Source organism: Paenibacillus cellulosilyticus, assembly GCF_003182255.1.
GTDB lineage: Bacteria > Bacillota > Bacilli > Paenibacillales > Paenibacillaceae > Paenibacillus_T > Paenibacillus_T cellulosilyticus.
Genome location: NZ_QGTQ01000005.1, coordinates 199,015 through 224,804, shown reverse-complemented (window position 1 = coordinate 224,804; position 25,790 = coordinate 199,015). Strand labels below are relative to the sequence as shown.

The following is a 25,790-nucleotide window of genomic DNA, read 5'->3' as shown; positions in this document are numbered from 1 at the left end:
CCCTTAGTAAATGCCCTGCTCGCCCGTCATTCTGGCTAGCCGATTCGCAATAATGAGCAGCGTGAAGTTAATGACGGACTTGAACAGCCCGACCGCCGCCGCTATGCTGAACTGGCCTTCTGTAACCCCGATTCGGTAAACGTATGTATCGATAATGTCAGACACCGAATAAACCGCTGGATTGTATAGGATCAATATCTGTTCAAAGCCGGCCTCCATCATCGAGCCAAGCCGCAGAATGAGCAAAATAATTATCGTACTCTTAATTCCGGGCAGTGTAATGTGCAGCATCCGCTGCCACCGATTCGCTCCATCCATCATCGCCGCTTCGTACAGCTGCGGATTCACCGCCGCTAATGCCGCCATGTAGATGACCGTGCCCCAGCCGAATTCCTTCCAAATCATCGAGCCGATCAACGTGCCCCGGAAATAGGTCGGGTCGCTCATGAATCCAATGGGTCCGATACCAATGCCGTGCAGCATACTGTTCACCGCACCAGAGTCGAGTGCCAGCAGGTTCACCATCAGACCGCCTAGAATGACCCACGAAATAAAGTGCGGCAAATAAATAATCGTCTGAATGCTTCGCTTGAACAGCTGCCTCCGTACTTCATTGAGCAGCAGGGCAACGATGAGCGGCAGCGGGAATCCGAACACCAAGCGCAGCAGGCTGATCTGCACCGTGTTCCAGAACACACGCCAGAACTTGTCGAGGCCGAACAAGTATTGAAAATGCTCGAAGCCCGCCCACGGGCTGCCCATGATCCCTTTGGTAATACTGAAATCCTTGAATGCAATCACCGCGCCATACATCGGAACATAGTGGTAGATGATATAGTAGATCACCGCCGGAACGAGCATCAGATACATGTACCGGTGCTTCCACACATACCGCAAAGCTGCATGCTTCCTCAGCACCTTCTTATCAGGCAGACTGACCTTCGAGAGCACAAGCTTGTTTTCCGGTGTAGACATTCCGCTTCATCCTTTCTTTGACAACAAGACCTCTAGGAACGCAAAAAAGACACTTTATGAAAACAGCATTCCCGCTGTTATAAAGTGCCTCCAGTGTACTGGTCGGTTGTGAAATATTTATTTCCTATAAGTTTACTAGGTATTATATTTGCACATAGAAGTTGGAAAGTCAACAAGAAAAACCCGTCACTGGACCAGCAGCAGACAGAGCAACGGAACTCGAATTGGTCGGCTCGTTCAGCGGTAAGCTACCACGTTAATATTGTGCAAGCATCACTTAGTTTCGTGTATGTAGCTCTGGCTCGCTCGCTCCTATAATCAAATCAAGAAAGGCGACATTCCCATGTAGGAGGTACAGCATATGACGAACCACGAGCCCATTCGGCTGACCGACGAGCAGATGAGAACATTCGTGACAGAAGGCTTCCTGATTCTCCAAACGGACTTCCCCGTTTCCTTCCACGAGGCGATGACCCAAGAGCTGCATCGGGTTTATACGGAGGAAGGAAACCCCGGCAACAACCTGCTGCCGCGCATTCGTGAAATTCAGCAGGTGTTCGACCATCCGATCATTACGGGCGCATTAACGAGCGTGCTCGGACCGAATTACATGCTTCATGCGCACCGCCATGGTCACTACAACGCACAGCCGACTGCCGGCGGATGGCATAAGGACAGCTATTGGGGTTATAACAAAATGCGCCACCATCACCCATGGTGGGCGATGATCATGTACTTCCCGCAGGATACGCCAATCGAGCTCGGACCAACCGGCATCCTGCCCGGTACGCAAAACTATGAAACACGCACCTTCGAAGCAGACGAGATCGAAGGCGAAGGATATGCAAGCGGTCAAGCCGGTACGTTCGCCCTGATCCATTATGATATCTGGCATCGCGCAACGGCGAACATGCTTGGCAAGCCGCGCTATATGCTCAAGTTCGAATTCATGCGGACAGCTGCTCCAACGGAGCCATCTTGGAATTGTTCGGAGCTGCAGTGGAGGGAGCCTGCGAAGGCAACGCTGCCGATCGCTCGGCATGAAGCGATGTGGGAGGATACGTGGAATTGGCTGACTGGCCGGGTTGGCAGTCTTGCCGGTACTGCTGTGGCGAATGAAGAACGGATTACTCAGCTATCGGCTGAGCTGCGAGATGCCAACGAGCCGGCCGCGCTCAATGCGACTTATGAGCTCGCACGTTATGGCGTTGAAGGAATTGCGGCACTACTGAACGGACTGCACGATGCGTCCACTGCCGTCTCGCGCGTGTCCGCGTATGGTCTGGCTGCGGCAGGCGCAGACGCCGTCAGCTGGCTGTCCGCCGCACTCGATGATGAGCGTGACGAGACGGTGCAGCATGCTGCATTCGCGCTTGGAGAGCTCGGCGGTCTAGCGGGACAAGCGGCGGATAAGCTGTCCTCGCTATTGTCGCACCGCTCGCCCGCTGTACGAAGCGCCGTTGTAGAGTCGCTCGGCATGATTGGCGGAGCGTCTGCACTAGCGAAGCCGCAAGTTGATCTGGCGGTGAGCGCCCTCATCCGAGCGCTGCAGGACGCCGATGTGCAGACGCGCTTCATGGCCGGGCTCGCTCTGAGCCGAATCGGCCGCGATGCAGCCGCTGCTGTTCCAGCACTCGCCGCAACGCTGGATGACGAAAACCGCTATGTACGCGCACATGCGCTGGAGGCGCTGCGCTATATCGGCACGGAAGAGGCGAAGGACGTCCTTATTCATTCCTTATTCCAAGCACGTTGGTGCACAACGACCACACCTGCGAATACGTTCTATCCTTGATCAGCTCGGATTCGGCACAGTCGCTTCCGATCCGGCGAGCGCCAGCTCTCGGAAGTCGGTTGGCGACAGCGCCGTATATTCCTTGAATAAGCGACTGAAATACGGAGCATCCATCGTGAGCGTCTCGGCAATGGCCGAGACGCTTTTATTCGTAAAGGCGAGCAACTGCTTCGCCTTGTCCATTCGTTTGTGGTTGACGTATTGGATGGGCGATAAGCCGGTTGTATTTTTGAATAAACGAATGAAATAATTCGGGTGAAAATGGACGAGCTGCGCCAGCTGATCAACGGTTAGGCTCTCGGATAGGTGCTCGTCGATGTAGGCGAGTACGACGTTCATTTTGTCCATCGTGCCTGACGCCGGGGCTTGGACGGTAATCGGGTCCGCATGCTCGACGAACGCTGCAATGAGATCCAGCATCGCGGACTGTACGTGGATCGCCGCGGTCCACTCCGTGCTGTTATGGTAGTGCACAAGCCGCTTGAACGATTCACGCACGCGCTCGCTGTCTTGGATTCGCACCGTAATCGGCGTCTTCAGCAGCTCGAACAGATTGAACGAACCGACCTTCGCCGTAAAATGGCACCAATACTTGCCGAACGTATTGTCCGAGGTCGTCCCATACGACTGGCGCACATCCGCCGGCAGCAGACACAGCTCACCAGGCTTCGGCAGCACCTTATGGTCGCCCACCTTCAAGTACCCTTCGCCTTCCTCGATCCAATACAGCTTGTTCACGTCCGGCACATAGTCATCCTCGTTCCACGAGGGCGGCACCTTCGTATAATGCGCAATCGCCACATGCAGCTTCATACCGGACAGATAGGTTTGCCAGAATGACTGCTCGTTCGCTTTCATCCGTCTTACGCGCCTCCTTATGTCTTTCCAACGATTACATGAATGTCTGCATTTCCACCCGTCGGGCAAATATAGTACGATGAGGTGAAACGGCTGACGCCGTCCTTGAGTGGGGCAGTGCGTTTCATTCCGGAAAAATCCAAGTCTAAGAATAATGGTGCTTTATTCGTCCTTGGATTTTGAGGAGCGTGACTCTATTTACACCGCAGGGAGACTTTCATCTATTATGCCTACTGACCGCAGGTCCGCCGGTACGTACGAGCTGTTGTTCGTCATCGGCATTATCGCAATCTCGTTCTCATCGATCTTCGTTCGCTGGTCCAGCGCTGACGTTGCCGTCATCGCGATGTATCGGCTCTATCTGACTAACCTGCTGATGCTGCCGCTCGTATGGCGCTATCGCCATGAATGGATGCGACTTCAGCTCCGGCAGTGGGGACTGCTAATTGCCTCGGGCGTCATGCTTGCGTTGCATTTTCTGTTATGGATGGCTTCGCTTCGGTTAACGACCGTCGCCAGCTCTACCGTCATTCTAACGCTGGAGCCCGTTTTTGTCATGCTTGCTTCTTATGTGCTGTTCCGTACTCGAGTGAATCGGATGATGCTGATCGGTATCGGCATTGCGATGGTTGGTTCCATCATTATCGGATCTGGCGATTTCGCCTTGTCGGGTGACGCGCTTGTTGGGGACCTGCTATCGATGCTTGGAGCGCTTGCTGTCGCCATTCACATGATGCTCGGCAAGCATCTTCGTAAGGACATGAGCGCCTTCGTCTACAACTTCTCCGTATTCGCGCTGGCTGCGACTTCGCTCGCCGTGTACAACCTCGTGCGAGGCATTCCGTTCTTCGGATACGAAGCGAAGGAGTGGGGCGTGTTCCTGCTGCTCGCCATTGTGCCGACGTTGTTCGGGCATTACCTGTTCAATTGGCTGCTGAAATTTATGAACACGGCCGCTGTCTCGATGTCCGTGCTTGGCGAGCCGGTTATCGCTTCCGTGCTTGCATGGATGCTGCTCGGTGAAGCACTTACGATCTACCAGCTCGGGGCCGGTATGCTCATTCTGTTCGGCGTATGGCTGTTCATTCGTCACGGCGATAAGGAATAGCGGTTTTTAGAAAAAGGCTGTCTCACGCATCATCGTTGCTACCGATGACGTGCGAGACAGCCTTTTTTATCGTTATGAGATACGGACGGCGTTTGCAGCCGCATCCCATACTACCTTACTGCCAAACGCTTCGCTGATAAGCCGCAGCGGCACGAACGTCCGCCCGTTCACGATGATCGGCTTCAGCTTCGTGTCGATTGCTTTGCCATTTACAGTTGTTGTGCCCTTCACGGAATCGAGCACAACCTTCGTCTCTCCTAGCTTGGCAATGACCGAGCGGGTTGGCTGATCCCAGGTCAGCGTAATGCCCATTTGATCCAGCACACCTCTCAGTGCCACGTAAGTCGAGCCCTGTACGAGCAGCGGCGGTGTATCGCCGACGACCTCTTTGCCATCCAGATACACCTTGATCGAGGCTGGAATGACGCGCGGCTCCCGAATCGTCATATCCGGTACGCCAAGTCCGGTCTGACCAAGACCATTCGACCCCCACGCCATAACCCGCCCGTCACCCAGCAGTACGTAATAGTTATTGTTACTTTCCGTAATGGCTTTGGCATCCTTGATGCCCGTCACCTGCTTGAGCTCCTCCGGCTTGTCGTTGACGACCCACGTCCAAACCGTGCCGTCGGACTTCACCGCGGCGAAGTTGGCAATGGACACGACGTCCTTCAGCCCCTTCACTTGGAACAGCTCATTGGTGGCGAACGCTTCAGGACCTGCCCAACTGGCATTTTTCCACATCCAGACCGTTCCGTTGAAGGCGAGCGCTGTGCCATATGTTGAGCCCACCGCGATTGCGCCGAATTCATTACTCTGCATCGGCTCCGGAGCCATATCCAGCTGCTCGGGCTTCCGAGTCACTTTGTTACTGCCATCTATGTTATGATCAAGCCCCCACGCCCAGATACGTCCGTCACTCTCGAGCGCTGCCGACTCATATAGTCCCGCCGAGATCGTGACGATGTGCGATAGTCCCTTCACCTGTACCGGACGCAGCTGATTACCTGTCCCGTCAATGCCGAGTTGACCGTTCTGATTGCCACCCCACGCCCATACCGTTCCGTCGTTGCGAAGCGCGAGGCTGTGATCATCTCCTGCTGCAATGCCGATGATGTCCTTAAGCCCTTCCACCTGAATCGGCTCTACTGTAAGTTCGGTAGACTGCTCCCCGTTGCCGAGCTGCTCATTACCGCCTACCGCCCATACAGTGCCATCATCCTTCAACAGAAGCGAGTGACGATAGCCGCCCGATAGTCGTTTCACATGATCAATATGCATTTGAACAGGAGAGTAAGCCGTCTGCGAATATCCGTTACCAAGCGAGGTGTAGGCACCGCCCCATGCCCATACGGTACCATCCGTCTTCAGTGCATAGCCGCTGTGGCCACCGCCATCGACTTGTTTCACATCGGACAAATACTTATTGCTGTCGGAACTCGACTCCGCGGCAGCTCCTGACACTAGACTGCAACCGATGACTACCGCTAAGCTGACGCTCGCCAGCCAACGTTTCGATATTACGCGCATTGCGCACCTCCATGATAAATCCATTATTTTACACACAAATAGACGATATTGCTTGGTCGAAGGTTTCAATAGGGTGCAAAAAAGCCCGTCTTTCGCGATGCGAACAGACCGGCTTATAGGGCGCGGATTTGCGATTAGCGCTTGCGATATTTCGAACCGGCGAGCTCCTGCAGCAGTTGGCTGAACTGCTCCGGTGTACCTGTAACGAAATCTTCCTTCGGAATAATGAATGCCTGCATGTTGCTGATGTAAATATAGAAGCTGTCATCCGACTCATACGCCTGATAGATGTTGTCCCAATCGGTCTCCAGCGTCGTCTTCAGCTTCGGCGAGGTCGTCTCGCAGGTGATTTTATTGCGCTCGAACTTGTAGAGGACATTCTTCATGCTGGCGAACATTCGGTTCGTCTTCAGGTGACGCCTCGCCGTCAGCATCGTAAGCCCGAGCAGCAGGAATGGGAACACAACGGCAAGCACCCAGAAGGTGATTCCCTCTGCCCGATCGGAGAAGAAGATCGCTGTACCTGCGGCTAGGAATATGACCGATGGCAGCATGGTGATGATGCTATTTTTGCGGAAGAGATGAAACCGATTGAACTTGTAGTAGGACGGACCGCCATTGCACGTATGAACCTCATAAACTGCGTCCATATGAAACCTCCAAATTTGTTAAATAACCCCTGTTTATTATAGATGATACCGGCAGTGGCGGACAGACTGAATTGCATTATTGATGTTTCTGATTGCTTTCACTAACGGTGGATAATTGAATGTTCGTCCTGTATATTCCATTTATAAAGAAGTAACTTCCATCCACTGCAGAGCGTCTATGAAGCATCTACGAGAAAAAGGGGAATATGAAATGCAATTAAGAATGCTTGTGGCAATCTTTGTCCTTCTTACTGTAATGACTGGCTGCACGAACGGAGGGAAGGCCGCAAACACCTTCACACTCGAACAGGTGGCGGATGCCATTCGTGCAGAAGGCGCTGAGTTAAGTCCTCGCGGCACTGACGATGCTGCACTGCTTAACCACGTCAAGCCATCGGTATATGTGCTTGGGCACCCGACTATCAAACCTGTCTACCCTCACAGCATTTATATCTATGTTTTCGACTCCGAGCAGGAGATGCAAAAAGCGAAAACCGATATGAGCGGCAAGTTTACGATCTCGTTATTGACCAATCTCAAGAAATATGAGCAGGGTAATGTCATGATTATGTATTTTGCAACAGATGGAAATATGAAAGAATTCAATCAGGAGATTCAATCCGCGTTGCAGAAGCTGGCGGTTTAGCCGTTACATAGAGAACCCCGGTCGATTGACCAGGGTTCCTTGTCGTAATGGATATGATCAGCCCTCCGCACTTACGGTTGCCGCGCTCGGCGGTTGCTGCCCATCTTCCTTCTTCGGTGTCAGCACTTCTTTCTTCATGAACCACGTGATGATGAACGCCGCAACGGCGAAGACGGCTCCAACCATGAACAGAGAGTTGAACGAATCCGCGAAAATCGTCTTCACCTGCAGCAGCACATCGTCGGGCAGCCCTTTCGGAATACCGTCGGTCGCGATCGTCTCGGCCGTATTGGCTGGGAGCTGATCCCCCATTCCCGTGAGGCCGTTCTTGATGTGACCTGCCAGCAGGCTGCCAAATATGCTGAAGCCCATCGTCGCGCCCAGCGACTGAACCAGCTGCACCGTGGACAATGCCACGCCGCTGATGGACGAATCGACGGATTCCTGCACGATCAGATTGTCGGAGCCGAACAGGACACCCATCCCAACGCCCAGAATGAAGCAGCTAGCGATAATGTACAGCACGGACGTGTCAGCCGTCAGATAAGTCAGCATGAAGAAACCGACGACGGGGAGGATGAACGAGCCGATGAACAGTCTCTTATACGGAACCTTCGTAATAACAAAGCCATTCACAATGCTTGCCGGTACCGCGCCCGCCATGAACGACAGCAGCATGTAGCCCGATGCGGTCGGCGTCAGGCCGATGACATTTTGCAGGAAAAGCGGGAATGTCGCCATGCCGCCCATCGCGCCAAACATAATGGTGAATACGAGCAGAGAGAGTACAATGACCGTCCGGTTGCGGAACAGGGACAGCGGGATAATCGGCTCCGCCGCTCGGCGCTCAATTCGGATGAAGGCAGCCATGAAGATCGCCGCCAGCACGAGCATGCCGATAATAACCGGCGAACCCCATGAGTACCCTTTCGTATCGATAAGAACAGGTGCCAGCAGCAGCGACATGAGGGACATAACGAGCGTCGCAGCACCTGCCCAATCGACGCTGCGTTTCTCTGTACCGATCGATTCCTTCATGCCGCGAGCTAGGACGAGCGCAGCTACGAGGCCTACCGGAATGTTGATGAGGAAAATCCAGTGCCAGCTCACGTGTCCAACAATGTAACCGCCAAGCGTTGGTCCGAGCAGCTGCGGGATGATCATGAGAGGACCGATCAGGCTTTGGATTTTGGCCCGCTGCTCAAGTGGATATGTCTCCCCAATGATGACAAGCGACAGCGGCATAAGTCCACCTGCGCCGATCCCTTGAATGCCGCGTCCAACGAGCAGCATAACCATCGAATCGGCTAAGCCGCTTACGATGGAGCCCGCGATAAACAGCCCCATGCAGATCATATAAACCTTCTTGCGTCCGTACAAGTCAGCAAGTTTGCCGATAATCGGCATAAACATTGTAATAGCGAGCATATAGACGCCCGCTACCCAGCCATACAGCGAGAGACCGTGCAGCTCTCGAATGATGGTTGGCATAGCCGTCGAGACAACGGTCTCGTCGAGCCCGGAGAAAATCAAGCCGAGCATCAGACCGATAAGCACGAGCGTTTTGTTGTTGCCTTGAATCGCCATCGTTATTACCTCGATTCCATTATTTTTCTGATCCGTTGAATTCACATTCTGCTATATTCAAAATAAAGCAACTAAAGCTAGGTTTCATCCGCCTTAAGACGGGTGAAAGACTCCTTCGTTGGGGCTGACAAAGGGCGTAAGGTAGCGATTTTATCGCTTTTGTCCCTTGCCGTCCGGGGGCTGAAGGAGTATGCTGATTAAAGACTTAGACTACATAGGATAGGAATCGATTGCACATGACTATTGGGTTCTTCGACTCGGGCATTGGCGGGCTGTCAGTGCTTGCGGAATCACTACGGCGACTGCCCGATCAGGATTATTTGTATATGGCCGATACATTGCATGTTCCTTACGGGTCCAAGACAAAGGATGAAGTAAGAGATTATATATTCGAGGCAGTCGGCACGATGATGGAGCAGGGCATCGACGCACTGGTTGTGGCGTGCAATACGGCAACGAGCATTGCGGTGGAGGAGTTGCGCTCCGTCTATGACCTGCCGATCGTCGGCATGGAGCCGGCTGTGAAGCCAGCCGTTGAGATGAATCGCGTGACAGGCAAGCGTGTGCTCGTGCTCGCAACGCCGCTGACCCTTAAGCTGCCGCGCTATTACGCGCTTGTCTCCCGTGTAGACGAGGGCGGTATCGTAGATTCGCTGCCACTGCCGGAGCTCGTGCACTATTGCGAGAGCTTGCAGTTCGATCCGCAGGTGATGGAGGCTTACTTCCGCTCCAAATTCGCGGAATATAATCTCGACGATTACGGCATCATTGTGCTTGGGTGCACACACTACCCGTTCTACCGGAACATTTTGCGCGGCATGCTGCCTAGTCATATTGAGATCGTCGACGGCAATGCTGGAACGGTTCGCAGGCTGTCCGCGCTGCTCAACCGATTCGGTATCGTTGGGCACGGCAGCGGCAAAGTCCGTTTCATGTGCACAGGCAACGAGCCGGCTTATATCGACAAAATGCAAACGGCGCTCTCCTACTACGAGAGCAACCTGGCACAGCGCGAAGAATCGATTTCTTAAAAAAAGAACCCCGCTCGGCGTAAGCTGAGCGGGGTTTGTGTGTGTTGAGGCGCGTATGGTGCGGTGCGTGAGTGGTGTGGTGGTGAGATGATGCGTGAGTTTAGGGGCAGTTATTCGCCCCTATCCGGCTGGACGGGGACTGCGTGTGCCTATAGAGGCGATTTTCCGCCTCTATATTGGTCGCCGGGGGCACCACTTGCCTATAAGAGCGAATTTTCGCCTCTATCCCGCGAGCCGAATGACTCCGTGCGTCATAGAGGCGGAATTACGCCTCTATCTCGCCAATCAGGCACCCTTGGATTTTTAGCGGCGATTATACGCCTCTAACCACCAGCCAGTGAGAGTTTCCGTTTGGCAGATAGCCTACTTTTTTGTATCCTATCCCACCCAGTCGGCGCGCGGCGGGCAGTTAGTGTACTTTTTTGTGCTCTATCTGGACCGGTACACTCGCTGTCGGCAGTTAGCCTACTTTTTTGTATCCTATCTCACCCAGCCGGCGCACGGCGGACAGTTAGCGTACTTTTTTGTATTCTATCTAGCCCGTTCCGCTCGTGGTCGGCAGTTAGCCTACTTTTATGTACTCTCTGTCACCCAGTCGGCGCGCGGCGGGCAGTTAGTGTACTTTTTTGTATTCTATCTGGACCGGTACACTCGTGGTCGGCAGTTAGCCTACTTTTTTGTGCTCTATCTGGCCCGGTACACTCGCTGTCGGCAGTTAGCCTACTTTTTTGTATCCTATCCCACCCAGTCGGCATCCTGCGGGCAGTTAGCATACATTTATGTACGCTAGCCAGCTCCCTCACCCCCACCTAATCCAGCGGATCCTCCATTAACAGGCCGCTGTATGGTGCATTGGGATCATCGAGCTTCTCCGTCTCCAGCGTGCCGAAGTCGGCTATAATCCATTGGCCGTTTTGCTGCTTTAACTCGACCTCGAGGTGGCCTGCCAATCCGATTGCGTACCAGAGGTTGATCGTAAACGTGAAGCGGATCGTGTCCGGTGAGGTGTATGCCGCATCGATGGGATTCCATGCGAAGGCGCGGTTCGTATTGCCTGTTCTCTGCTCCTGCTTAACGAAATCCTCACGCAGAAATTGAAATCCTGGATTACTCCATGCCTGATCCGTGAACAGCTCGCGCAGCTTATCTTCGGGCAGTTTACCGTCCGGATAATCCACTTCCGTCAGTCCAAACGCCTGCTCTATATGCTTCGACGCACGACTCGTAATATCGTCCAGCTTGGCATATTCCTCTGTTCGATCCTTTAGTTCCTTGGCAAGCAGCTGATGCTTATCCACATCCAATGTCCATCCGATCTCATACCGCTCGCCCATAATGACCGTCTGAGCAGACAACGCCGTCCCCGCCGATTCAATCGGCCCGTTCATGTCGAACAAGAACGAATCCATCACCTTCAGCCCGCTTCCCTTCTCGTTGTACACGAATTCAAGCGGAAACGCTTCTTCATTAGCCGTAATTGCATAAGCATATGTTGTATAGATAGCATCATACCCTTGCGCAAAGCGATAGTAGCGCGGCAGAAATAGCAGCACATCGGTATCGCCTAGCGGAACAACCTTCATCACCGCCGCAGGCTCCGGCAGCTGGCGAAGCACCTGCTTCACCTGATCCGGCAGCTTATGCGTCTTTCCCGACGCATCCACATACTGTACCGTATACGTGCCATTGTATTTGGTCGGTCCGCCATCCCGCTTCGTTAATTCGCCCGGCTGCGATATAATCTCTAACCTTCCATATCGGCTGATGCCAGCGGCGCGGAGCTGTGCACTGTCATTGACGACAATCATACTCGAGCTCTCCGGCCAAGAAGGGGCATCGTATAGCCGGCTTTCCAAAAGTCGGTTCGGCAGCAGAGGCATATCATAGCCTGGTTCAAGCTCACTTGATGAGAAATCTGTCGTCGCGGCCGCAACAGTCGAATCTTCGATCGAATCCTTGTGGGATCTAAGAGGAATCACAACAGCAACCACTACAACAACAATCATTAGCGCAACTAAGGTAGATAGGAGAATGATCTGTTTTTGCTTAACGGACAAAAGATTAACCTCCTCGATAACAGGCACATGTTTGTGTTCTAGACGGTCACCATTCCGATTTGGTTGCTATTGTAAAGATGATATATTCAATTAATTCCTTATAATGGTATACTCTTCGTGTCTTGCTTACTTAATTACACAAGGAGGCATCACTATGGAAAAAAGACCTGTCATACGGGTTCCCCGCTCGGCGCTTGAGCTGTGGCTTGAGGTAGTGAACATTGTCGTTATCGTCGGTACGCTTATCTACTTGCTCGTCCGATGGAGTGACCTTCCGTCGACCATTCCCATTCATTTCGATGGGTCCGGTGAAGCCGATGGCTGGGGAAATCGAGCCACGCTGCTGCTTTTCCCGCTCATCACGATTGCGCCTTATGCTTTAATCACAACGCTCAACCGATTTCCCCACACCTTCAACTATCCCGTTGCCGTTACGGAGCAAAACGCTTCACAGCTGTATCGCCTTACCGTTCAAATGCTCACCTGGCTCAAGCTGGAGCTTGTGCTGCTGTTCAGCGCGATTGGCATCATGACGATTCGAAGCGCCGAGACTGGCCGTTCAGAAGGGGTCGGCATCCTCACTATTACCGCCATTATCATTATTCTTGGTACTGTATTAAGCTATTTATTGTATATAATCCGCCGCTTCCGAACGCCAAAGACCACAATCAGCTAACGCTGAAGTCCCGCTAACCGAACGATATCCGGCACCTCAAGTATGCGCTGCCCGGGCAACTCCTTCGCAACATGGATCATTGCCTGTCCCAGCTCACGCAGCGTCAGCGCATACTTCGGGAACAACCGGCGCAGTGCCGGGTACAGCCACGTCATATATTTGTAGTATTTATGTACGTTCTTAAACCCCGGTGTCGGATGAATGTAGCCGGGACGGAACATATATGCCGCCTTAAACGGCAGCTTCATCAGATCGTTCTCCGTCTTCCCCTTTACCCTCGCCCACATGGATTTGCCCTTCTCCGTACTGTCTGTATGCATGCCTGTTACGTACGTAAACACCATCTCCGGGTTAAGACGAACAAGCGTTGATGCCACGTGCATCGTCAGATCGTAGGTCACCTGCCGATAGGCTGCCTCCGACATTCCAACCGAGGATACGCCGAGGCAGAAGAAGCATGCATTGTACCCCGTAAGCTGATCTTCGATTCGTTCTAAATCATGAAAGCTGGCATGCACAATCTCCGTCAGCTTCGGATGTTTCACTCCGCACGGTCTGCGGTTAATGACAAGCACCCGCTCCACCTCGTGCGATTGTAAGCATTCATGCAGCACGCCCTCGCCAACCATACCCGTAACGCCCGTCACAATAACGCTCAGCTTGTCCATTCCTCAACCCGTCCTCTACCGTCAATTAGCCGCTTGCAGCAGCTGTTACAAGCCAGTATACGGTGCCAGAACATGGAACTCAAACGTACCAGAGCTCCCTACATACACCGATGGCCTGCCACCATGCACCGTCCACCACAGAATCCAACCATTCTCTCCCGCATCGCTTGAATAACCGACATATGCTACACTTGTACGAGCACATCATTCATTCGACAATTGAACCTTGATAGATTGGAGAACACCTAGCAATGAAACTCGTATCTTGGAATGTGAACGGTCTGCGCGCCTGCGTGACCAAAGGCTTCGGCGATTATTTCCGCGAGGCTGACGCCGATATTTTCTGCGTGCAGGAAACAAAGCTGCAAGAAGGACAGATCGAGCTGGATCTCGGCGAAGAATACGGACAGTTCTGGAACTATGCCGTGAAAAAAGGCTACTCCGGCACCGCTGTATTCACGCGGATCAAGCCAATCACCGTACGTTACGGTATGGAAGAGGACAGCGAGAACGAGGGACGAATACTGACTCTCGAATTCGATAGCTTCTATCTCGTGAACGTCTATACGCCAAATGCGAAGCGTGACCTGTCGCGGCTTGACTACCGGATGGAATGGGAGGAGCGATTCCGTACCTACCTGACAGAGCTCGACGCACGGAAGCCTGTTATCGTATGCGGAGATTTGAACGTCGCCCATCAAGAAATCGACATTAAGAACGCGAAGTCGAACATCGGCAACTCCGGCTTTACGGACGAGGAGCGCGGAAAGTTCTCGACACTGCTCGAAGCTGGCTTCATCGATTCGTTCCGTCATCAGCATCCCGAGCGTGGCGATACGTTTAGCTGGTGGTCCTTCATGCCGAAGGTGCGCGAGCGGAATATCGGCTGGCGCATCGACTATTTTCTCGTATCGGCTAGACTTGCCCCTAGCATCGTAGAAGCTGAGATCGACTGTCACATTTTTGGCAGCGACCACTGCCCAGTGAGGCTTGAGCTAGCGGATACCCTGCATAATGGAGTGCGGTGACACAATCTGCTAGGAGCGATTAGGAGAATTTCAATGAGCCATTCGCAAGAGCACAGCAGCAACGTATTTACGATAGAATGCGAAGATCTTATTTTGCGGGCGTTTCGTCCGGAGGATCTGGATGATTTTCACGCGCTGACGTGGGAGCCGCACTTCCATGAATATTTGATCGATTGGAATGTACCGAAGGAACAGCGGGAAGAGTGGTTCATCCATTACGAAATACCCGATAACGATCGGTTTCTGGCTGCCGTATCGCAAGGTGGTGATCTCGGGAAAGCGCGTTTGCGGCTCGGTATCTTCCTGAGAGCTACGGGCGAGTTTATCGGTGTATGCGGGACTGGCATTAAGGACGAACTACCTCCCCCAAATCGGGAGATTCTATATGGAATCGCAAGCAAGCATCGCAATAAAGGATACACAACGCAAGCCGCACAAGGGTTGATCAAGTATTTGTTCGAGCATACCACGGTCCGGGAACTCATCGCGATCGCGGAGACCAGCAACGTCCCGTCAAACAGCGTGATTCGCAAATGCGGCTTTGACTATTTGCATGATGTTGTAATTGAAGAGCGAAGCTATCACTACTACATGCTTAATAGGAACTAGCTGAAAGCTTATGACTGAAGGGTTGCCATGCGGCAGCCCTTATGTTGTATAAAAGCAGGCATTCATCTAGTCACGGCCAGCTGTATCGGATACCGGATTAGCCGACGGTACGTGCCGTCTATCGTTTACTGAATTTCTTCGTTGCAGCGTACAGCTGTCCATCCTGCTCTGCTGCTTACCATTACAACTTCATTCATCCCCGGCGCCGTGTTCTTAAGCGCATAGACTTGGTCGAAATCACCCTCAAGCTCCGCTTCCAACGCCGAGTCAGCAGGTGTTATCGGCTGCGCTTCCTCCGATTCATCCCCCGTCACTTGGCGGAAGTCCAAGCACAACGTCATCTGCCTGCGCTTCATCACTTCGCCCTGTCTCGCCCTAAACAGCTGGCTTGTTCTCATCCGTATCCCCTGCTGCATCATTGACCGTATCGGCCTGCTCATGATCGGTATGCTTGCCCTCTTCTGCCGCTGCACTGCAGCTGGCAATGGCGATCATGAGCAGCAGTGCGCCTGCGCCAGCTGCCGCCTTTAGCGCAAGCCGCTTCGAGCGGCGAGACTGTTGTTTGGACATTGTACATCACCCTCGCAATTCCTTAATCATCTACTCCAATAGACGAATAAGGACGGACAAGGTTTCTGATTTCCTGTTATTTTATAGAAACTTAAACCATTAAACCCTCGCCGGACTAAGGTCCAGTACACGTCGGCTCTGGAGGCGGATCGCCTGCTGGCCCTTCGTACGATCGCTCAACCCGCCTAGGGCCGCTGTGATGCCTATCGGTTCCAGTGCTACATTGGAAGCAGGGAAATTAATCAAGGATCGGATACGGAGGGTTACATGATGTTCACTCGCAGCGCGGCAGCGCGCAAATGGATGTTCGGACTGCTTGCTTTACTTGCGGTAGGAATCGGCTTGTACGCTTTCGCCTTCTACGGCACCATTGACAGCACCCATAACACCCCATTCGTTGAAAGCAAGGCAGATGCAAGCTTGCCGGATCTGTGGTACACCGTTCTCTGGCTGCATGCGATCTCGGCCGGAACCGCACTTGGGATCGGTTGGCTGCAATTCGTGAAGCGCATCCGTCGCAGCAGCCCGAATGTGCATCGCTTGGCGGGCTATCTATACAGTGCCGGCATTACAGTCGGAGGTGTCACCGGCTTGTATGTCGCATGGTATGCGGATGGTGGCATGAGCGGCAAAATCGGGTTTGCCGCGCTCGCGCTCGCTTGGCTCTACACTTTGTACCGTGGGCTCAAAAGCATCTACGAACGGAACTATGGCGAGCATGCCCGGTGGCTCACTCGCAACTACGCGCTCACCTGTGCGGCCATTATGCTCCGCATCTACTTGCCGGTTGCGGCTGGTCTATTCGGCGTGTCGGATACGAACGACTCGTTTATCGTCATCGCTTGGCTGTGCTGGATCCCGAATCTGCTGTTCGCCGAGATGATCAACAGCGGCCGCAGACCCGCGCGCCGCCGGCCCGTTCAGCTGTAAGGATGTGTACCCCGCGATGAGAAAACCGCACCGTCAACAGCTCGAGCTTACAGTCGCCGTATGGAGTATGGGTATGCTCATGCTTCTAAATGAAAGCCGCCGCCTGGCGAATCTGGCGACGAAAAATCAAGAGGCGGACACCGCCTCGGCATGCTCCGACGACATGCCCCCTCCATTGAATGATTGCACTGAACATAATGTACAAACGTAAGCCGTTGCGCCTACATCACTAACTGGCTAACGAACGCAGCAGCGCCTATCGGGCTCCATGTACACTTTCAATTAGTCTAAAGGATATAATGGCGCTTATTCGCCCGATTCGCACTAACAACGAGACAGATAGATATCAATATCCGCAATGGCAACCGTTACACCATAGAAGGGCGTAATACTGGCACATGAGCCGCTGTCACAACCTTTATCGGCTCCCGCCGTCCCCACTTAGTTGCAAGCGCGAGGTACAACGGCGCATTTTGACTATCACCCTTTATCGTGCCGATTCATACAACGTCAAGAAAAGGTGTACGCATATCGCGTACACCTTTTCTTCTACAATCCCTATCCCACATTACCAGCCGAAATCCAGCGTCTTGCCCGTCTCCGCCAGCGTCTTCAAGTTGCTCAGAATCATCGGCCAGCTCTGCTTCGTGTTCTCGTAGGATGGATGGTTGTCCGGCCATTGATCGTTCACAAGCGTCAGCTTCGTAGTAGCGCCAACCGACTCCAGCGTCAGGGACACGCGCGTCTCCAGCTCGGCATGGTTCTCTCGATAGGTTGGGCCTGGATGCTCGGTATAGCTCATGAATCGGTTCGGCTCGAAAGCCAGCACCGTACCATACACATGAATCGTCTCATCGCCATCATTGCCTGGGCCGACATACCGATACGGCGATCCAATCTCGAAGGTTGACTCCAGCACGCTGCCGAACAGAATGGCTTTGGTTCCCTCCGGCTGAATAAACAAATCCCACACACGCTCCATCGGCGCACCCACATACAACTCGTATCGAAGCTCTATCATTCTATTTTCCTCCATTTCGTTAACCATTCGTTGCACGAATAGCGATGAACTGATAGTCTCATTATAGAGAAGCAATATTGACTAGTATTGTAAAAACGCGACAAACGTATCTGGGGGTGGGTAATGTTACCGAAAGAGCCAACATCGGATCGGGGCATTCTGAAGGCTGAGATAGGCATGCGCAATTTTACACTGATGCGATATCGTCCAACACCAGCGCTCTCGCCCTACATTGAGCACTATTGGACCATTCGGTGGGATTTGCGCGGTCAAGCGCCGTTCAGCCAGCAGGTGCTGTCCTACCCCAACGTCAATCTCTCGTTCGAGAATGAAAGCGGCCGCCGATTCACTGGCGTCTATGGCGTTCCGAGCACGGTCTATACACGTCATCTGCAGGATACAGGCATGGTGCTCGGCATCAAATTCCGCCCCGGCGGCTTTTATCCACTCTGGGGACAACCCGTCTCACAGATTACCGGTCAGATCATTCCCGCTCACCAGTCCTTTGGTGCATCTATGGAGCAGCTTGAGGCTCAGATGTGGGAGCAGAACAGTGACGAGTCCATGGCGAAGCTGGCGGAGCAGTGGCTGCTTACGAAGCTTCCTTCTCAGACTGATCCGAATACAATGCTTATCAACGAAATTGTCCAGGCAGCGATCGACAATCGCGAAATGACGCAGGTTGAGCGTATGGCTGAACAATTCGATATGAGCATACGCGCGCTGCAGCGCTTATTCAACCGCTACGTCGGCGTAAGCCCGAAGTGGGTCATTCAACGTTTTCGCCTGCAGGAAGCAGCGGAGCTAATGGAGACCGGCGACGTAATCGATTGGATCACATTGTCGCAGCAGCTCGGATTTTTCGACCAGGCCCATTTTATTAAAACGTTCAAATCACTTATCGGCAAATCACCGGATGCATACCGCAAAGAAACGCAGCTCTAATCCCACTTTCTATGATTGAGGAGAATCACCATGTCTGACGTACCTCTCGTTGAAACCGCCTATCAACATATTCGCACCCAACTGCTGAATGGCGCTTACCTGCCTGGTCATCTGTTCACCGAATCCGAGCTCGCTGCTGAGCTTGGCATGAGCCGTACGCCGATCCGTTCCGCTGTCTCGCTGCTCGAGAAGGAAGGCTTCGTTCAGACGTTGTACAAGCGAGGCATTGTTGTCCGCGGAATTGAAACCAAAGACCTTTATCATATATTCGACCTACTCAATGCATTGTACTCCTATGCGCTCGATTGCATCGACCAGGGTATGTACTATGAGCTTGATCTGGTCCAGCTGCGCAAGCATTACGATCTGCTCGTCGAGGCAAGCGACAATCAGCAGTACCGTGCCTACTACGAGAACGGTCTGATGTTCATGCACACGCTGCTGGACTCGATCAGGAACCGCTACATTACCGAAACGTTCTACCTGCACCGCGACAAACTGCTGTTCTATGTCGTGGCGTATCGTCTGACACAGGGCGCCAACCGCCCGTATACAGGACGGAAGCTGTACGAGGAGATCTATAATCGACTCGCTGAAGGCAAGTACCAAGAGGCGAAGAAGGCGATTATCGATCACAAGCGCAACATGCGCGAGGATTTGCTCCGCAACAGCATGCTGCCTTAAAGGCACAGGCTGTGGAGGTCTCGGGACGGACGGCTGTGGCCAACTAATCGACAGCTGCCAATCTTACGATTGGACCGCCAAGTCACCTACCTCTCGCTAATGCTCCTCTTCGCGGCACCTTTGGCAGCTAATCAACCCTGAAGACGCTATTTGGCCAAAATCGAACCTTCATCAGCTCTAACGAACGCCAGCCGTGTTATTACAATTTCAATCAGCATTACCTGCCGAGCGGACGCCAAATAGCGTCCGCTCGATTCGTTACACGTCGAGACCAACGCTGTGTCTGCCTAACGTTGGTACAGTTCACTAGATCGCCCCTCTGGAAGCATCGCTCATAAGCTGCAGCCGCCGATCCACTGCCACTCCCTGATAGCCGCTTCTCCCCCTCCCAACATAAACTTAACGGACTGAGGCGCCGCTATTGTGCCAAATCTACACCCTCTGCAGCTCTAACGGACCCCAACGACCCTATCTGGCCGCAACCTATCGTTTCGGACCGCCTCAGATGCCCAATAGCGTCGCTAAGGTCCCTTACCTTTCATGAACGCCCCTCATCGATCTAATAGCGTCACCACAGTCCGTTAGCGCACCTACCACACCAGTCAAACACTCGAACTACCGGTACTTCAAACCTCCTTATGCCATGACATGCCGCGGTCGGAGGTTTTTCGTGCTGCGCCGCGCTCCCTATTAAGCTCACGTAAATCACCCTCTCATCATTAATAAAAACGATAGATGGCGTTGATACAGCATTTACATACAAGATGTACATTTCTTGTATGCAAGATGAACTTGTCCTGAACTGGACGTCATCTGCAACAATAACCAACCCAACTTATGGAGGTAAGAAAACGATGGAAACGATCAAATTTGTTCACCTGACGGATACGCACATGAACGCACCACAAACGGACAACATGTTCTCGAAGTTCAACCTCGCAGGCAAAGTAACGCGTCTGTTCGAACACCTGCGCGACACGAACGTGGCACCTGCTTTCGTTATCGTGACGGGCGACCTGTCGCACGAAGGCGGCGTAGAGGACTATGCTTACATCCGCCAAGTGCTGGATCAAGGCTCCACGATGATTGGCGCTCCTGTGTACGTCGTACTGGGCAACCACGACCACCGTTCCCCTTTCCGCGAGGGCTTCCTCCAACAAGACGCTTCCGAAGACGCTTATTTCTATAGCATTACGATCAATGGTCTGCGCTTAATCGGTCTGAACTCGCAAGTGCCAGGCCAACACCATGGCCGTATCGACGAGCAGCAGCTCGCTTGGCTCGAAGAGACGCTGAGCATCCCCGCTGAGAACGGCACGATCGTGGCACTCCACCATCCACTGCTCTCCGTGAACGGCATGCCTGACGACCATGTGCTTGAAAACCGCAAGCAGCTCGGCGACGTAATCGTTGGCACGGACGTTGTAGGTGTACTGGCAGGTCATGTGCACTCCAATAATGTTGGCTCCTACCACGGCATTTGCAGCGTAGCGGCAACAGGTACGGCTTTCGCTGGCGAACTGGCGGATGAAGAGAACTACCGGATGATCGATTTCCTCGGCTACAACCTCGTAACGGTGAACGGCGAAGGCATCTCGGTTCAATCCGTTGTACTGCCTAGCTCGCAGGAAGAGTACTTCCGCTTCCCAATCGCCTTGCTCGCAGTTGAAACCAACCACTAATAAGCATCCGGGAGTGTAGAGCGTTTATGCCAAATCAATTAATGCCAAGCTGCTTGATCCCCCTCGAGGGGGCGTTTAACTTCCGCGATATGGGCGGCTACCGCGCTAGCGACGGACGCAGCGTGAAGCGCGGCCTGCTGTTCCGTGCAGCTGAACTGACTGGCTTGACGCCAGACGATCACCGTCAACTTGAGGCGATTGGCCTCAAGCATGTGTTCGACTACCGCAACCGTGGTGAAGCGGAGCAGAAGCCCGACCCGGTTATCGGACAAGCAATCAACACGCGTGTTCCAGCGAACGAAGCGGCGGAGCAGGCACCGCATATCGACCTTGTGGAAATGTTCCAAAAAGGTCTCCATCGCCACTTCTCATCGGACATGTTGACAAAGATGTATGCAAATCTGCCAATCGGCAGCAGCTCCTACCGTGAGTTGATGAAGCTGCTCTCTTCGCCTGAGACCAACCTGCCGCTCGTTCAACATTGCGCTGGCGGCCGCGATCGCACAGGTGTAGGCAGCATGCTCATCCTGCTGACGCTGGGCGTACCGTATGAGACGGTCATGGAGGACTACCTGCTTTCGAACATTACGCTCATGAGCTACCATCAGGAACTGTTCGATATGGCAGCCCAATACATCAGCATCGAGGAGCTCCGCTCCTTCGAAGACGCGATGCGCCTGCAGGAGAAGTACCTGGATGCATCGATGGACAGCATTCTGCGTGAATATGGCAGCTTCGAACGTTACCTGGAGCTGGAGTTCGGTATCGATGAGGCCGTCCGTGCGCGGATCCAAGACTACTGCCTCGAATAAATACTTTCATACTGTGGGGGTTCTATTAATCATGAAACGTATGGCAAAAGGCGCGCTCGCACTGATGGCAATGAGCTCGATGGTATGGCTCAGTGCATGTGGGTCAGCATCCAAATCAGCGGGTGCTGCTGAGCTCGGAGCGCTCGATCCTGCGAATCCAACAAAAATTACATTCTATTCCTACTCGCTCGCTTACCCGACCATGAAGGCAGGGATGGAGCAGCTGATCAAGGAGTTCAACGATACGGTTGGCAAGGAGAAGGGTGTCGTCGTCGAAGGTGTTGCCGATTCGACCATGCAGCAGTACAAAGCCGACATCTCGGCCGGCAAGGAAGTCGACGTTGTGCAGCATACGTTCAGCACGCTCGACAGCTCCCGATTGAGCCTTGGATTCAAAGCATACGAGGATATTTTCCCGAAAGACCAGCTGGACGAGCATCTGAAGGGCATCTCGCCGAATGCGCTTGAGCTGGGCAAGATCGATGGCAAAATGTACGGTCTCGCCTTCACATTCAGTACGCCGATCGTCTTCATCAACGGCAAGCTGTTCGAGGAAGCCGGTCTGGATCCTGCGAAGCCGCCGAAGACGTGGGACGAGATCAAGGCAGCTTCGCTTCAAATCAAAGCAAAAACCGGCAAAGACGGCTTTGGCCTTACGCCAAGCAACGGCTGGATAACGGAAGGGCTCATTCTGAGCAACGGCGGTCAAGTGCTGGCGAAGGACCGCAAATCGGCCGATTTCGGCTCCGACGCGAGCATCGCTGCCATTCAGATGTGGAAGGACCTCTACCACAACGGGGCATCCGCACCAGGTACGGAGAACGAGCTGGCTGAGCAATTCATGGCAGGCAATCTAGGCATGTACGTTTCCTCGACGGCTCTGCACAGCGGCGCGAAGAAGGCAGCAGATGCAGGCGGCTGGAAGCTGTACGGCGCAGCACTGCCACAATTCGGCGATACCCCATCGGTTCCGGTTAACTCGGGAAGCGTGCTTGCGGTTCGTCCAGACAGTGCAGTGAAGACGGCTGCGGTATGGGAGTTCATTAAGTTCGTAACAGGCGACCGCGGCTACACGATCATTACGTCGCAGATCGGTTACCTCCCGCTCCGCACAGGTCTTGCTGATGATCCGAACGGCCTGAAAGATTTTGTTGAGCAAAACCCGCTGTATAAGATCAATCTCGACCAGCTGACGCGCATTCAACCGGTAGCTATCTGGCCCGGCGACAATGCAACGGAAATGGCGAAAGTATTCACGGACGCAATCGTGAAATCCGTTATGTCCGATGACGACGTGAAGACGACGCTGACAACCGCGCAAAACGAAATCAACGGCATGATGCCGTAGCTACCGGAAGCGGTAGAACAAGAAAGGAACGATTATGAGCCAATCCTTGGACAACACAATCGCCCCCTCTTTATCGGGGGGGACCATAATCGTGCGTAGACGCCTGAGCAAGAAGAAGCTGCGGCGCTTCAAGCCGTACTTGTACTTGCTGCCGGCTGTCGCACTGCTTAGCATTTGGATGTACCGGCCGCTGCTGTATACGTTCTATCTCGCTTTTCAAAAGTGGAGCATGGTTCCTGGCACGTCACCGGTATTCGTCGGGTTCGACAACTTCGAGCATCTGTTCCATAACAAAAGCTTCATCGATTCGATCGGCAATACGATCTTCTATACCGTCGGCCTGCTGCCGTTCTCGATTCTTATTCCGATGATCCTGGCGGTCGTCACGGACCGGATGGAAAGCAAGTCCAAAAACTTCTATCGCGCCATGTTCTTCATTCCGATGATACTGGCTCCGGTCTCGGTCAGTGCAATCTGGCGATGGCTGTTCCATCCGTCCAACGGGCTCGTCAACTACCTGCTGGTTAAGCTGCATTTGATCAAAGAGCCGATTGCGTATTTCTCCGACCCCGGCTTTGCCAAGTGGATTATTCTGCTCATTACAGGCTGGAAAATGATTGGCTTCAGCACCATTATGTTCTCCGCCGCACTGACGAGCATTAACCGCGAATACTACGAGGCTGCTTCGCAGGATGGCGCCGGAAGCTTCCGGCAGTTCGTACACATTACGATCCCGCTTCTGTCGCCGATGATTATTTTCATGCTCACGATGAGCATCCTGTTCTCCAGCCAATGGACGTTTGCCTATATCGACATGCTCACAACGGGCGGACCGTACGGCTCATCAACGAACATCTACTACGAAATGTACCGTTTCGCATTCTCAAGCTTGAACGCAGGCCTAAGCTCTGCGGCAGCACTGCTGTTCTTCGTTGTGTTCGGCCTGATCGCGCTTGGACTCAACATGGTATCGCGCAAGTTTGCATTTTACGACAATTAAGGCTGCGAAGGAGAAGAAGCGCAATGTTCCATCGTTCCCCGATTCAATCGTTTGCTCGGCACGGGATGTTGGTCTTGCTGTGCGTCCTTGCCGTATTCCCGCTGTATTGGATGCTGAACTCGTCGCTGAAGAACGAGTCGGAAATATTCACCTCGTCCATCTTCCCGCATAAGCCGGTATTCAGCAATTACACGTACGCGTTCACGCAAATGCCGATCGTTCGGATGGCATTCAACTCGTTCGCCGTGTCGATTATGATGACGATGCTCCAGCTGGCAACCAGTCTGCTGGCGGCTTATGCGCTCGTACGTTGGCGGTTCCGTGGCAAAGGAGTCATTTTCGCTATCTTAAGTCTGACCTGGCTCATTCCGTTCCAGTCGATCATGATTCCGAACTACGTGCTCGTGAACGATCTGGGACTGAATGATACGCTGCTTGGCATCGTACTGCCGTTCAGCGTCTCGACGTTCGCCATTCTGTCGCTGTACCAGTCGTTTCAATCGTTCCCTGGCGTACTGATTGAAGCGGCACAGATCGATGGCATGAGCGACTGGAGCATTTTGACGCGGCTCATTATTCCGAATACCCGCTCCACGATCGCATCGCTCGGCATCCTGCAATTCATCAATGCATGGAACGAATACCTGTGGCCGATGCTCATCGCCAAGTCGATGAACCATGCGCCGCTGCAGATCGGCCTCCGGTTGTTCGTCAATTCGGACACGAACATGTGGGGTTCGCTGATGGCAGCAACCACAGTCTCATGTGTGCCGATTCTGCTCATCTACCTCATTCTGCGCCGCCAGATCGTCGACTCGTTCGTCCGGTTCGGCATCAAGTAACGTGTTTAGACACAAGGAAGCCCCGCTGCGGACCATAAGGTCCTCGGCGGGGCTTCCTTGTTTGATTATCGTCGAAGGTATAATGCTCAACTTCAACTAGCTTGTTGTCTCAACGAGAATAGGAAGCTCGAAGATCATGCTGAACACCACTTGGATAACAAAACTAACGACAAGCATGATGGCAACAGAAATGAAAAACCGGGCTTTGTTCTGACGTTTTATTAAACTACGTACAAAGAAGAAGCTTGTGATCGGAAACGCCAGCACATTGATGACAACCATGATGAAGGCAATAACCGCATGTCCAAATCCATGATCTGAACTAGCATCGTAGTAAGTATGGAACACGAGCGGAAAACCTCCGAAAAACACAAGCAGCGGCATAACGATTGCTACAATCAGTGCCACGATAATCGTTACGGCATACAAGACAAACGATCCACTTTTACCCATTTGACAACCCCGCAATAGATTCTAATATATGGTACGATCGGATCAATTATGGATTCGGTTGCAGTCATTTGTCAATGGAAGTTCGACTGTTGCCTAGATGATATTCATAACGTTGGATTACCCGGATATGCTAACGGACCATAGAGACACTATTCACGCCTTTTTACTTCCCCTGACGGCTTAACGGACTGCAATGACACTATTGCGCCTATTTCGAGTCCTACACCTATCGATTTCTTGAAATAACGTTTCTCCTGTCCGTTACGTTATCGTTTGATGTGACTC

At 53.0% G+C, this 25,790-nt stretch carries 27 protein-coding genes; 16 read left to right on the top strand and 11 right to left on the bottom strand.

Features of this window, described 5'->3' with window-relative positions:
* Nucleotides 1–3 precede the first annotated feature (3 nt).
* Entirely contained in the window at nucleotides 4–975 is a 972-nt protein-coding gene (locus DFQ01_RS10115; RefSeq protein WP_110043764.1) for an ABC transporter permease, read from the bottom strand.
* Between the two features lie 361 nt (nucleotides 976–1,336).
* Here DFQ01_RS10115 and DFQ01_RS10110 point away from each other — a divergent pair, with 361 nt between their 5' ends.
* A complete protein-coding gene (locus tag DFQ01_RS10110) occupies nucleotides 1,337–2,770 on the top strand; it encodes a HEAT repeat domain-containing protein (RefSeq protein WP_110043763.1) in 1,434 nt (477 codons plus the stop codon).
* Here the strand turns inward: DFQ01_RS10110 and DFQ01_RS10105 are convergent, their stop codons facing one another.
* Nucleotides 2,771–3,628 carry an AraC family transcriptional regulator gene (locus DFQ01_RS10105; RefSeq protein WP_110043762.1) on the bottom strand — a complete coding sequence of 286 codons (858 nt, stop codon included), beginning with the start codon at nucleotides 3,626–3,628 and terminating at the stop codon, nucleotides 2,771–2,773.
* 226 nt (nucleotides 3,629–3,854) lie between these two features.
* Between DFQ01_RS10105 and DFQ01_RS10100 the strand changes: the two genes are divergently transcribed.
* Nucleotides 3,855–4,736 carry a DMT family transporter gene (locus DFQ01_RS10100; RefSeq protein ID WP_110043761.1) on the top strand — a complete coding sequence of 294 codons (882 nt, stop codon included), beginning with the start codon at nucleotides 3,855–3,857 and terminating at the stop codon, nucleotides 4,734–4,736.
* Nucleotides 4,737–4,808: 72 nt separating this feature from the next.
* On the opposite strand, the gene DFQ01_RS10095 is transcribed toward DFQ01_RS10100, so the two are convergent.
* Together DFQ01_RS10095 and DFQ01_RS10090 are read right to left on the bottom strand one after the other, a co-directional pair.
* A complete protein-coding gene (locus tag DFQ01_RS10095) occupies nucleotides 4,809–6,266 on the bottom strand; it encodes a stalk domain-containing protein (protein WP_174812472.1) in 1,458 nt (485 codons plus the stop codon).
* A gap of 134 nt (nucleotides 6,267–6,400) precedes the next feature.
* On the bottom strand, nucleotides 6,401–6,916 hold the full coding sequence (locus DFQ01_RS10090) for a YcxB family protein (protein ID WP_110043759.1): 516 nt from the start codon (nucleotides 6,914–6,916) through the stop codon (nucleotides 6,401–6,403).
* A 211-nt stretch (nucleotides 6,917–7,127) separates the two neighbouring features.
* Here DFQ01_RS10090 and DFQ01_RS10085 point away from each other — a divergent pair, with 211 nt between their 5' ends.
* Complete coding sequence (locus DFQ01_RS10085; protein WP_110043758.1) at nucleotides 7,128–7,562, top strand: hypothetical protein; 435 nt, start codon at nucleotides 7,128–7,130, stop codon at nucleotides 7,560–7,562.
* Between the two features lie 57 nt (nucleotides 7,563–7,619).
* On the opposite strand, the gene DFQ01_RS10080 is transcribed toward DFQ01_RS10085, so the two are convergent.
* Nucleotides 7,620–9,149: an MDR family MFS transporter gene (locus DFQ01_RS10080; protein ID WP_110043757.1), complete on the bottom strand. Its 1,530-nt coding sequence runs from the start codon at nucleotides 9,147–9,149 to the stop codon at nucleotides 7,620–7,622.
* Nucleotides 9,150–9,385: 236 nt separating this feature from the next.
* Here DFQ01_RS10080 and murI point away from each other — a divergent pair, with 236 nt between their 5' ends.
* Nucleotides 9,386–10,180 carry a glutamate racemase gene (murI, locus tag DFQ01_RS10075; RefSeq protein WP_110043756.1) on the top strand — a complete coding sequence of 265 codons (795 nt, stop codon included), beginning with the start codon at nucleotides 9,386–9,388 and terminating at the stop codon, nucleotides 10,178–10,180.
* A gap of 809 nt (nucleotides 10,181–10,989) precedes the next feature.
* On the opposite strand, the gene DFQ01_RS10070 is transcribed toward murI, so the two are convergent.
* Nucleotides 10,990–12,237 (bottom strand): hypothetical protein, encoded by a 1,248-nt coding sequence (locus DFQ01_RS10070; RefSeq protein WP_110043755.1) that lies wholly within the window; start codon nucleotides 12,235–12,237, stop codon nucleotides 10,990–10,992.
* Between the two features lie 154 nt (nucleotides 12,238–12,391).
* Here DFQ01_RS10070 and DFQ01_RS10065 point away from each other — a divergent pair, with 154 nt between their 5' ends.
* Entirely contained in the window at nucleotides 12,392–12,913 is a 522-nt protein-coding gene (locus DFQ01_RS10065; RefSeq protein WP_174812471.1) for a DUF1648 domain-containing protein, read from the top strand.
* On the opposite strand, the gene DFQ01_RS10060 is transcribed toward DFQ01_RS10065, so the two are convergent.
* A complete protein-coding gene (locus tag DFQ01_RS10060; protein ID WP_110043753.1) occupies nucleotides 12,910–13,581 on the bottom strand; it encodes an NAD-dependent epimerase/dehydratase family protein in 672 nt (223 codons plus the stop codon). The two genes, DFQ01_RS10065 and DFQ01_RS10060, sit on opposite strands and share 4 nt — an antisense overlap.
* A gap of 251 nt (nucleotides 13,582–13,832) precedes the next feature.
* Between DFQ01_RS10060 and DFQ01_RS10055 the strand changes: the two genes are divergently transcribed.
* Both DFQ01_RS10055 and DFQ01_RS10050 read left to right on the top strand, forming a co-directional pair.
* On the top strand, nucleotides 13,833–14,609 hold the full coding sequence (locus DFQ01_RS10055) for an exodeoxyribonuclease III (RefSeq protein WP_110043752.1): 777 nt from the start codon (nucleotides 13,833–13,835) through the stop codon (nucleotides 14,607–14,609).
* A gap of 33 nt (nucleotides 14,610–14,642) precedes the next feature.
* Entirely contained in the window at nucleotides 14,643–15,218 is a 576-nt protein-coding gene (locus DFQ01_RS10050) for a GNAT family N-acetyltransferase (RefSeq protein ID WP_110043751.1), read from the top strand.
* 125 nt (nucleotides 15,219–15,343) lie between these two features.
* Here the strand turns inward: DFQ01_RS10050 and DFQ01_RS10045 are convergent, their stop codons facing one another.
* Together DFQ01_RS10045 and DFQ01_RS10040 are read right to left on the bottom strand one after the other, a co-directional pair.
* On the bottom strand, nucleotides 15,344–15,616 hold the full coding sequence (locus DFQ01_RS10045; RefSeq protein WP_110043750.1) for a hypothetical protein: 273 nt from the start codon (nucleotides 15,614–15,616) through the stop codon (nucleotides 15,344–15,346).
* The gene (locus DFQ01_RS10040; RefSeq protein WP_110043749.1) at nucleotides 15,594–15,788 is read right to left on the bottom strand and encodes a hypothetical protein; all 195 of its coding nucleotides are present in this window, start codon (nucleotides 15,786–15,788) and stop codon (nucleotides 15,594–15,596) included. Before DFQ01_RS10040 ends, DFQ01_RS10045 begins: the two co-directional genes overlap by 23 nt.
* A gap of 267 nt (nucleotides 15,789–16,055) precedes the next feature.
* On the opposite strand from DFQ01_RS10040, the gene DFQ01_RS10035 reads away from it, so the two are divergent.
* Together DFQ01_RS10035 and DFQ01_RS10030 are read left to right on the top strand one after the other, a co-directional pair.
* Nucleotides 16,056–16,718, top strand: a complete 663-nt coding sequence (locus DFQ01_RS10035) for a DUF2306 domain-containing protein (RefSeq protein ID WP_110043748.1) — start codon at nucleotides 16,056–16,058, stop codon at nucleotides 16,716–16,718.
* 16 nt (nucleotides 16,719–16,734) lie between these two features.
* Nucleotides 16,735–16,929 (top strand): hypothetical protein, encoded by a 195-nt coding sequence (locus tag DFQ01_RS10030; protein ID WP_110043747.1) that lies wholly within the window; start codon nucleotides 16,735–16,737, stop codon nucleotides 16,927–16,929.
* 357 nt (nucleotides 16,930–17,286) lie between these two features.
* Here the strand turns inward: DFQ01_RS10030 and DFQ01_RS10025 are convergent, their stop codons facing one another.
* The gene (locus DFQ01_RS10025) at nucleotides 17,287–17,739 is read right to left on the bottom strand and encodes an SRPBCC domain-containing protein (RefSeq protein WP_110043746.1); all 453 of its coding nucleotides are present in this window, start codon (nucleotides 17,737–17,739) and stop codon (nucleotides 17,287–17,289) included.
* Between the two features lie 123 nt (nucleotides 17,740–17,862).
* On the opposite strand from DFQ01_RS10025, the gene DFQ01_RS10020 reads away from it, so the two are divergent.
* The 7 genes from DFQ01_RS10020 (at nucleotide 17,863) to DFQ01_RS09990 (ending at nucleotide 25,052) form a co-directional block, all read left to right on the top strand.
* Nucleotides 17,863–18,684, top strand: a complete 822-nt coding sequence (locus DFQ01_RS10020; RefSeq protein ID WP_110043745.1) for a helix-turn-helix transcriptional regulator — start codon at nucleotides 17,863–17,865, stop codon at nucleotides 18,682–18,684.
* Nucleotides 18,685–18,714: 30 nt separating this feature from the next.
* A complete protein-coding gene (locus tag DFQ01_RS10015) occupies nucleotides 18,715–19,368 on the top strand; it encodes a GntR family transcriptional regulator (protein WP_110043744.1) in 654 nt (217 codons plus the stop codon).
* Nucleotides 19,369–20,222: 854 nt separating this feature from the next.
* Nucleotides 20,223–21,050 carry a metallophosphoesterase family protein gene (locus tag DFQ01_RS10010; protein ID WP_174812470.1) on the top strand — a complete coding sequence of 276 codons (828 nt, stop codon included), beginning with the start codon at nucleotides 20,223–20,225 and terminating at the stop codon, nucleotides 21,048–21,050.
* Nucleotides 21,051–21,076: 26 nt separating this feature from the next.
* Nucleotides 21,077–21,862, top strand: coding sequence for a tyrosine-protein phosphatase (locus DFQ01_RS10005; RefSeq protein WP_110043742.1), 786 nt, complete (start codon nucleotides 21,077–21,079; stop codon nucleotides 21,860–21,862).
* A 31-nt stretch (nucleotides 21,863–21,893) separates the two neighbouring features.
* Nucleotides 21,894–23,210 carry an ABC transporter substrate-binding protein gene (locus DFQ01_RS10000; RefSeq protein ID WP_110043741.1) on the top strand — a complete coding sequence of 439 codons (1,317 nt, stop codon included), beginning with the start codon at nucleotides 21,894–21,896 and terminating at the stop codon, nucleotides 23,208–23,210.
* Nucleotides 23,211–23,301: 91 nt separating this feature from the next.
* Nucleotides 23,302–24,210: a carbohydrate ABC transporter permease gene (locus tag DFQ01_RS09995; protein ID WP_245946607.1), complete on the top strand. Its 909-nt coding sequence runs from the start codon at nucleotides 23,302–23,304 to the stop codon at nucleotides 24,208–24,210.
* Nucleotides 24,211–24,233: 23 nt separating this feature from the next.
* Complete coding sequence (locus DFQ01_RS09990) at nucleotides 24,234–25,052, top strand: carbohydrate ABC transporter permease (RefSeq protein WP_110043739.1); 819 nt, start codon at nucleotides 24,234–24,236, stop codon at nucleotides 25,050–25,052.
* A 96-nt stretch (nucleotides 25,053–25,148) separates the two neighbouring features.
* Here the strand turns inward: DFQ01_RS09990 and DFQ01_RS09985 are convergent, their stop codons facing one another.
* Nucleotides 25,149–25,505 (bottom strand): hypothetical protein, encoded by a 357-nt coding sequence (locus DFQ01_RS09985; protein ID WP_146216853.1) that lies wholly within the window; start codon nucleotides 25,503–25,505, stop codon nucleotides 25,149–25,151.
* Nucleotides 25,506–25,790 lie beyond the last annotated feature (285 nt).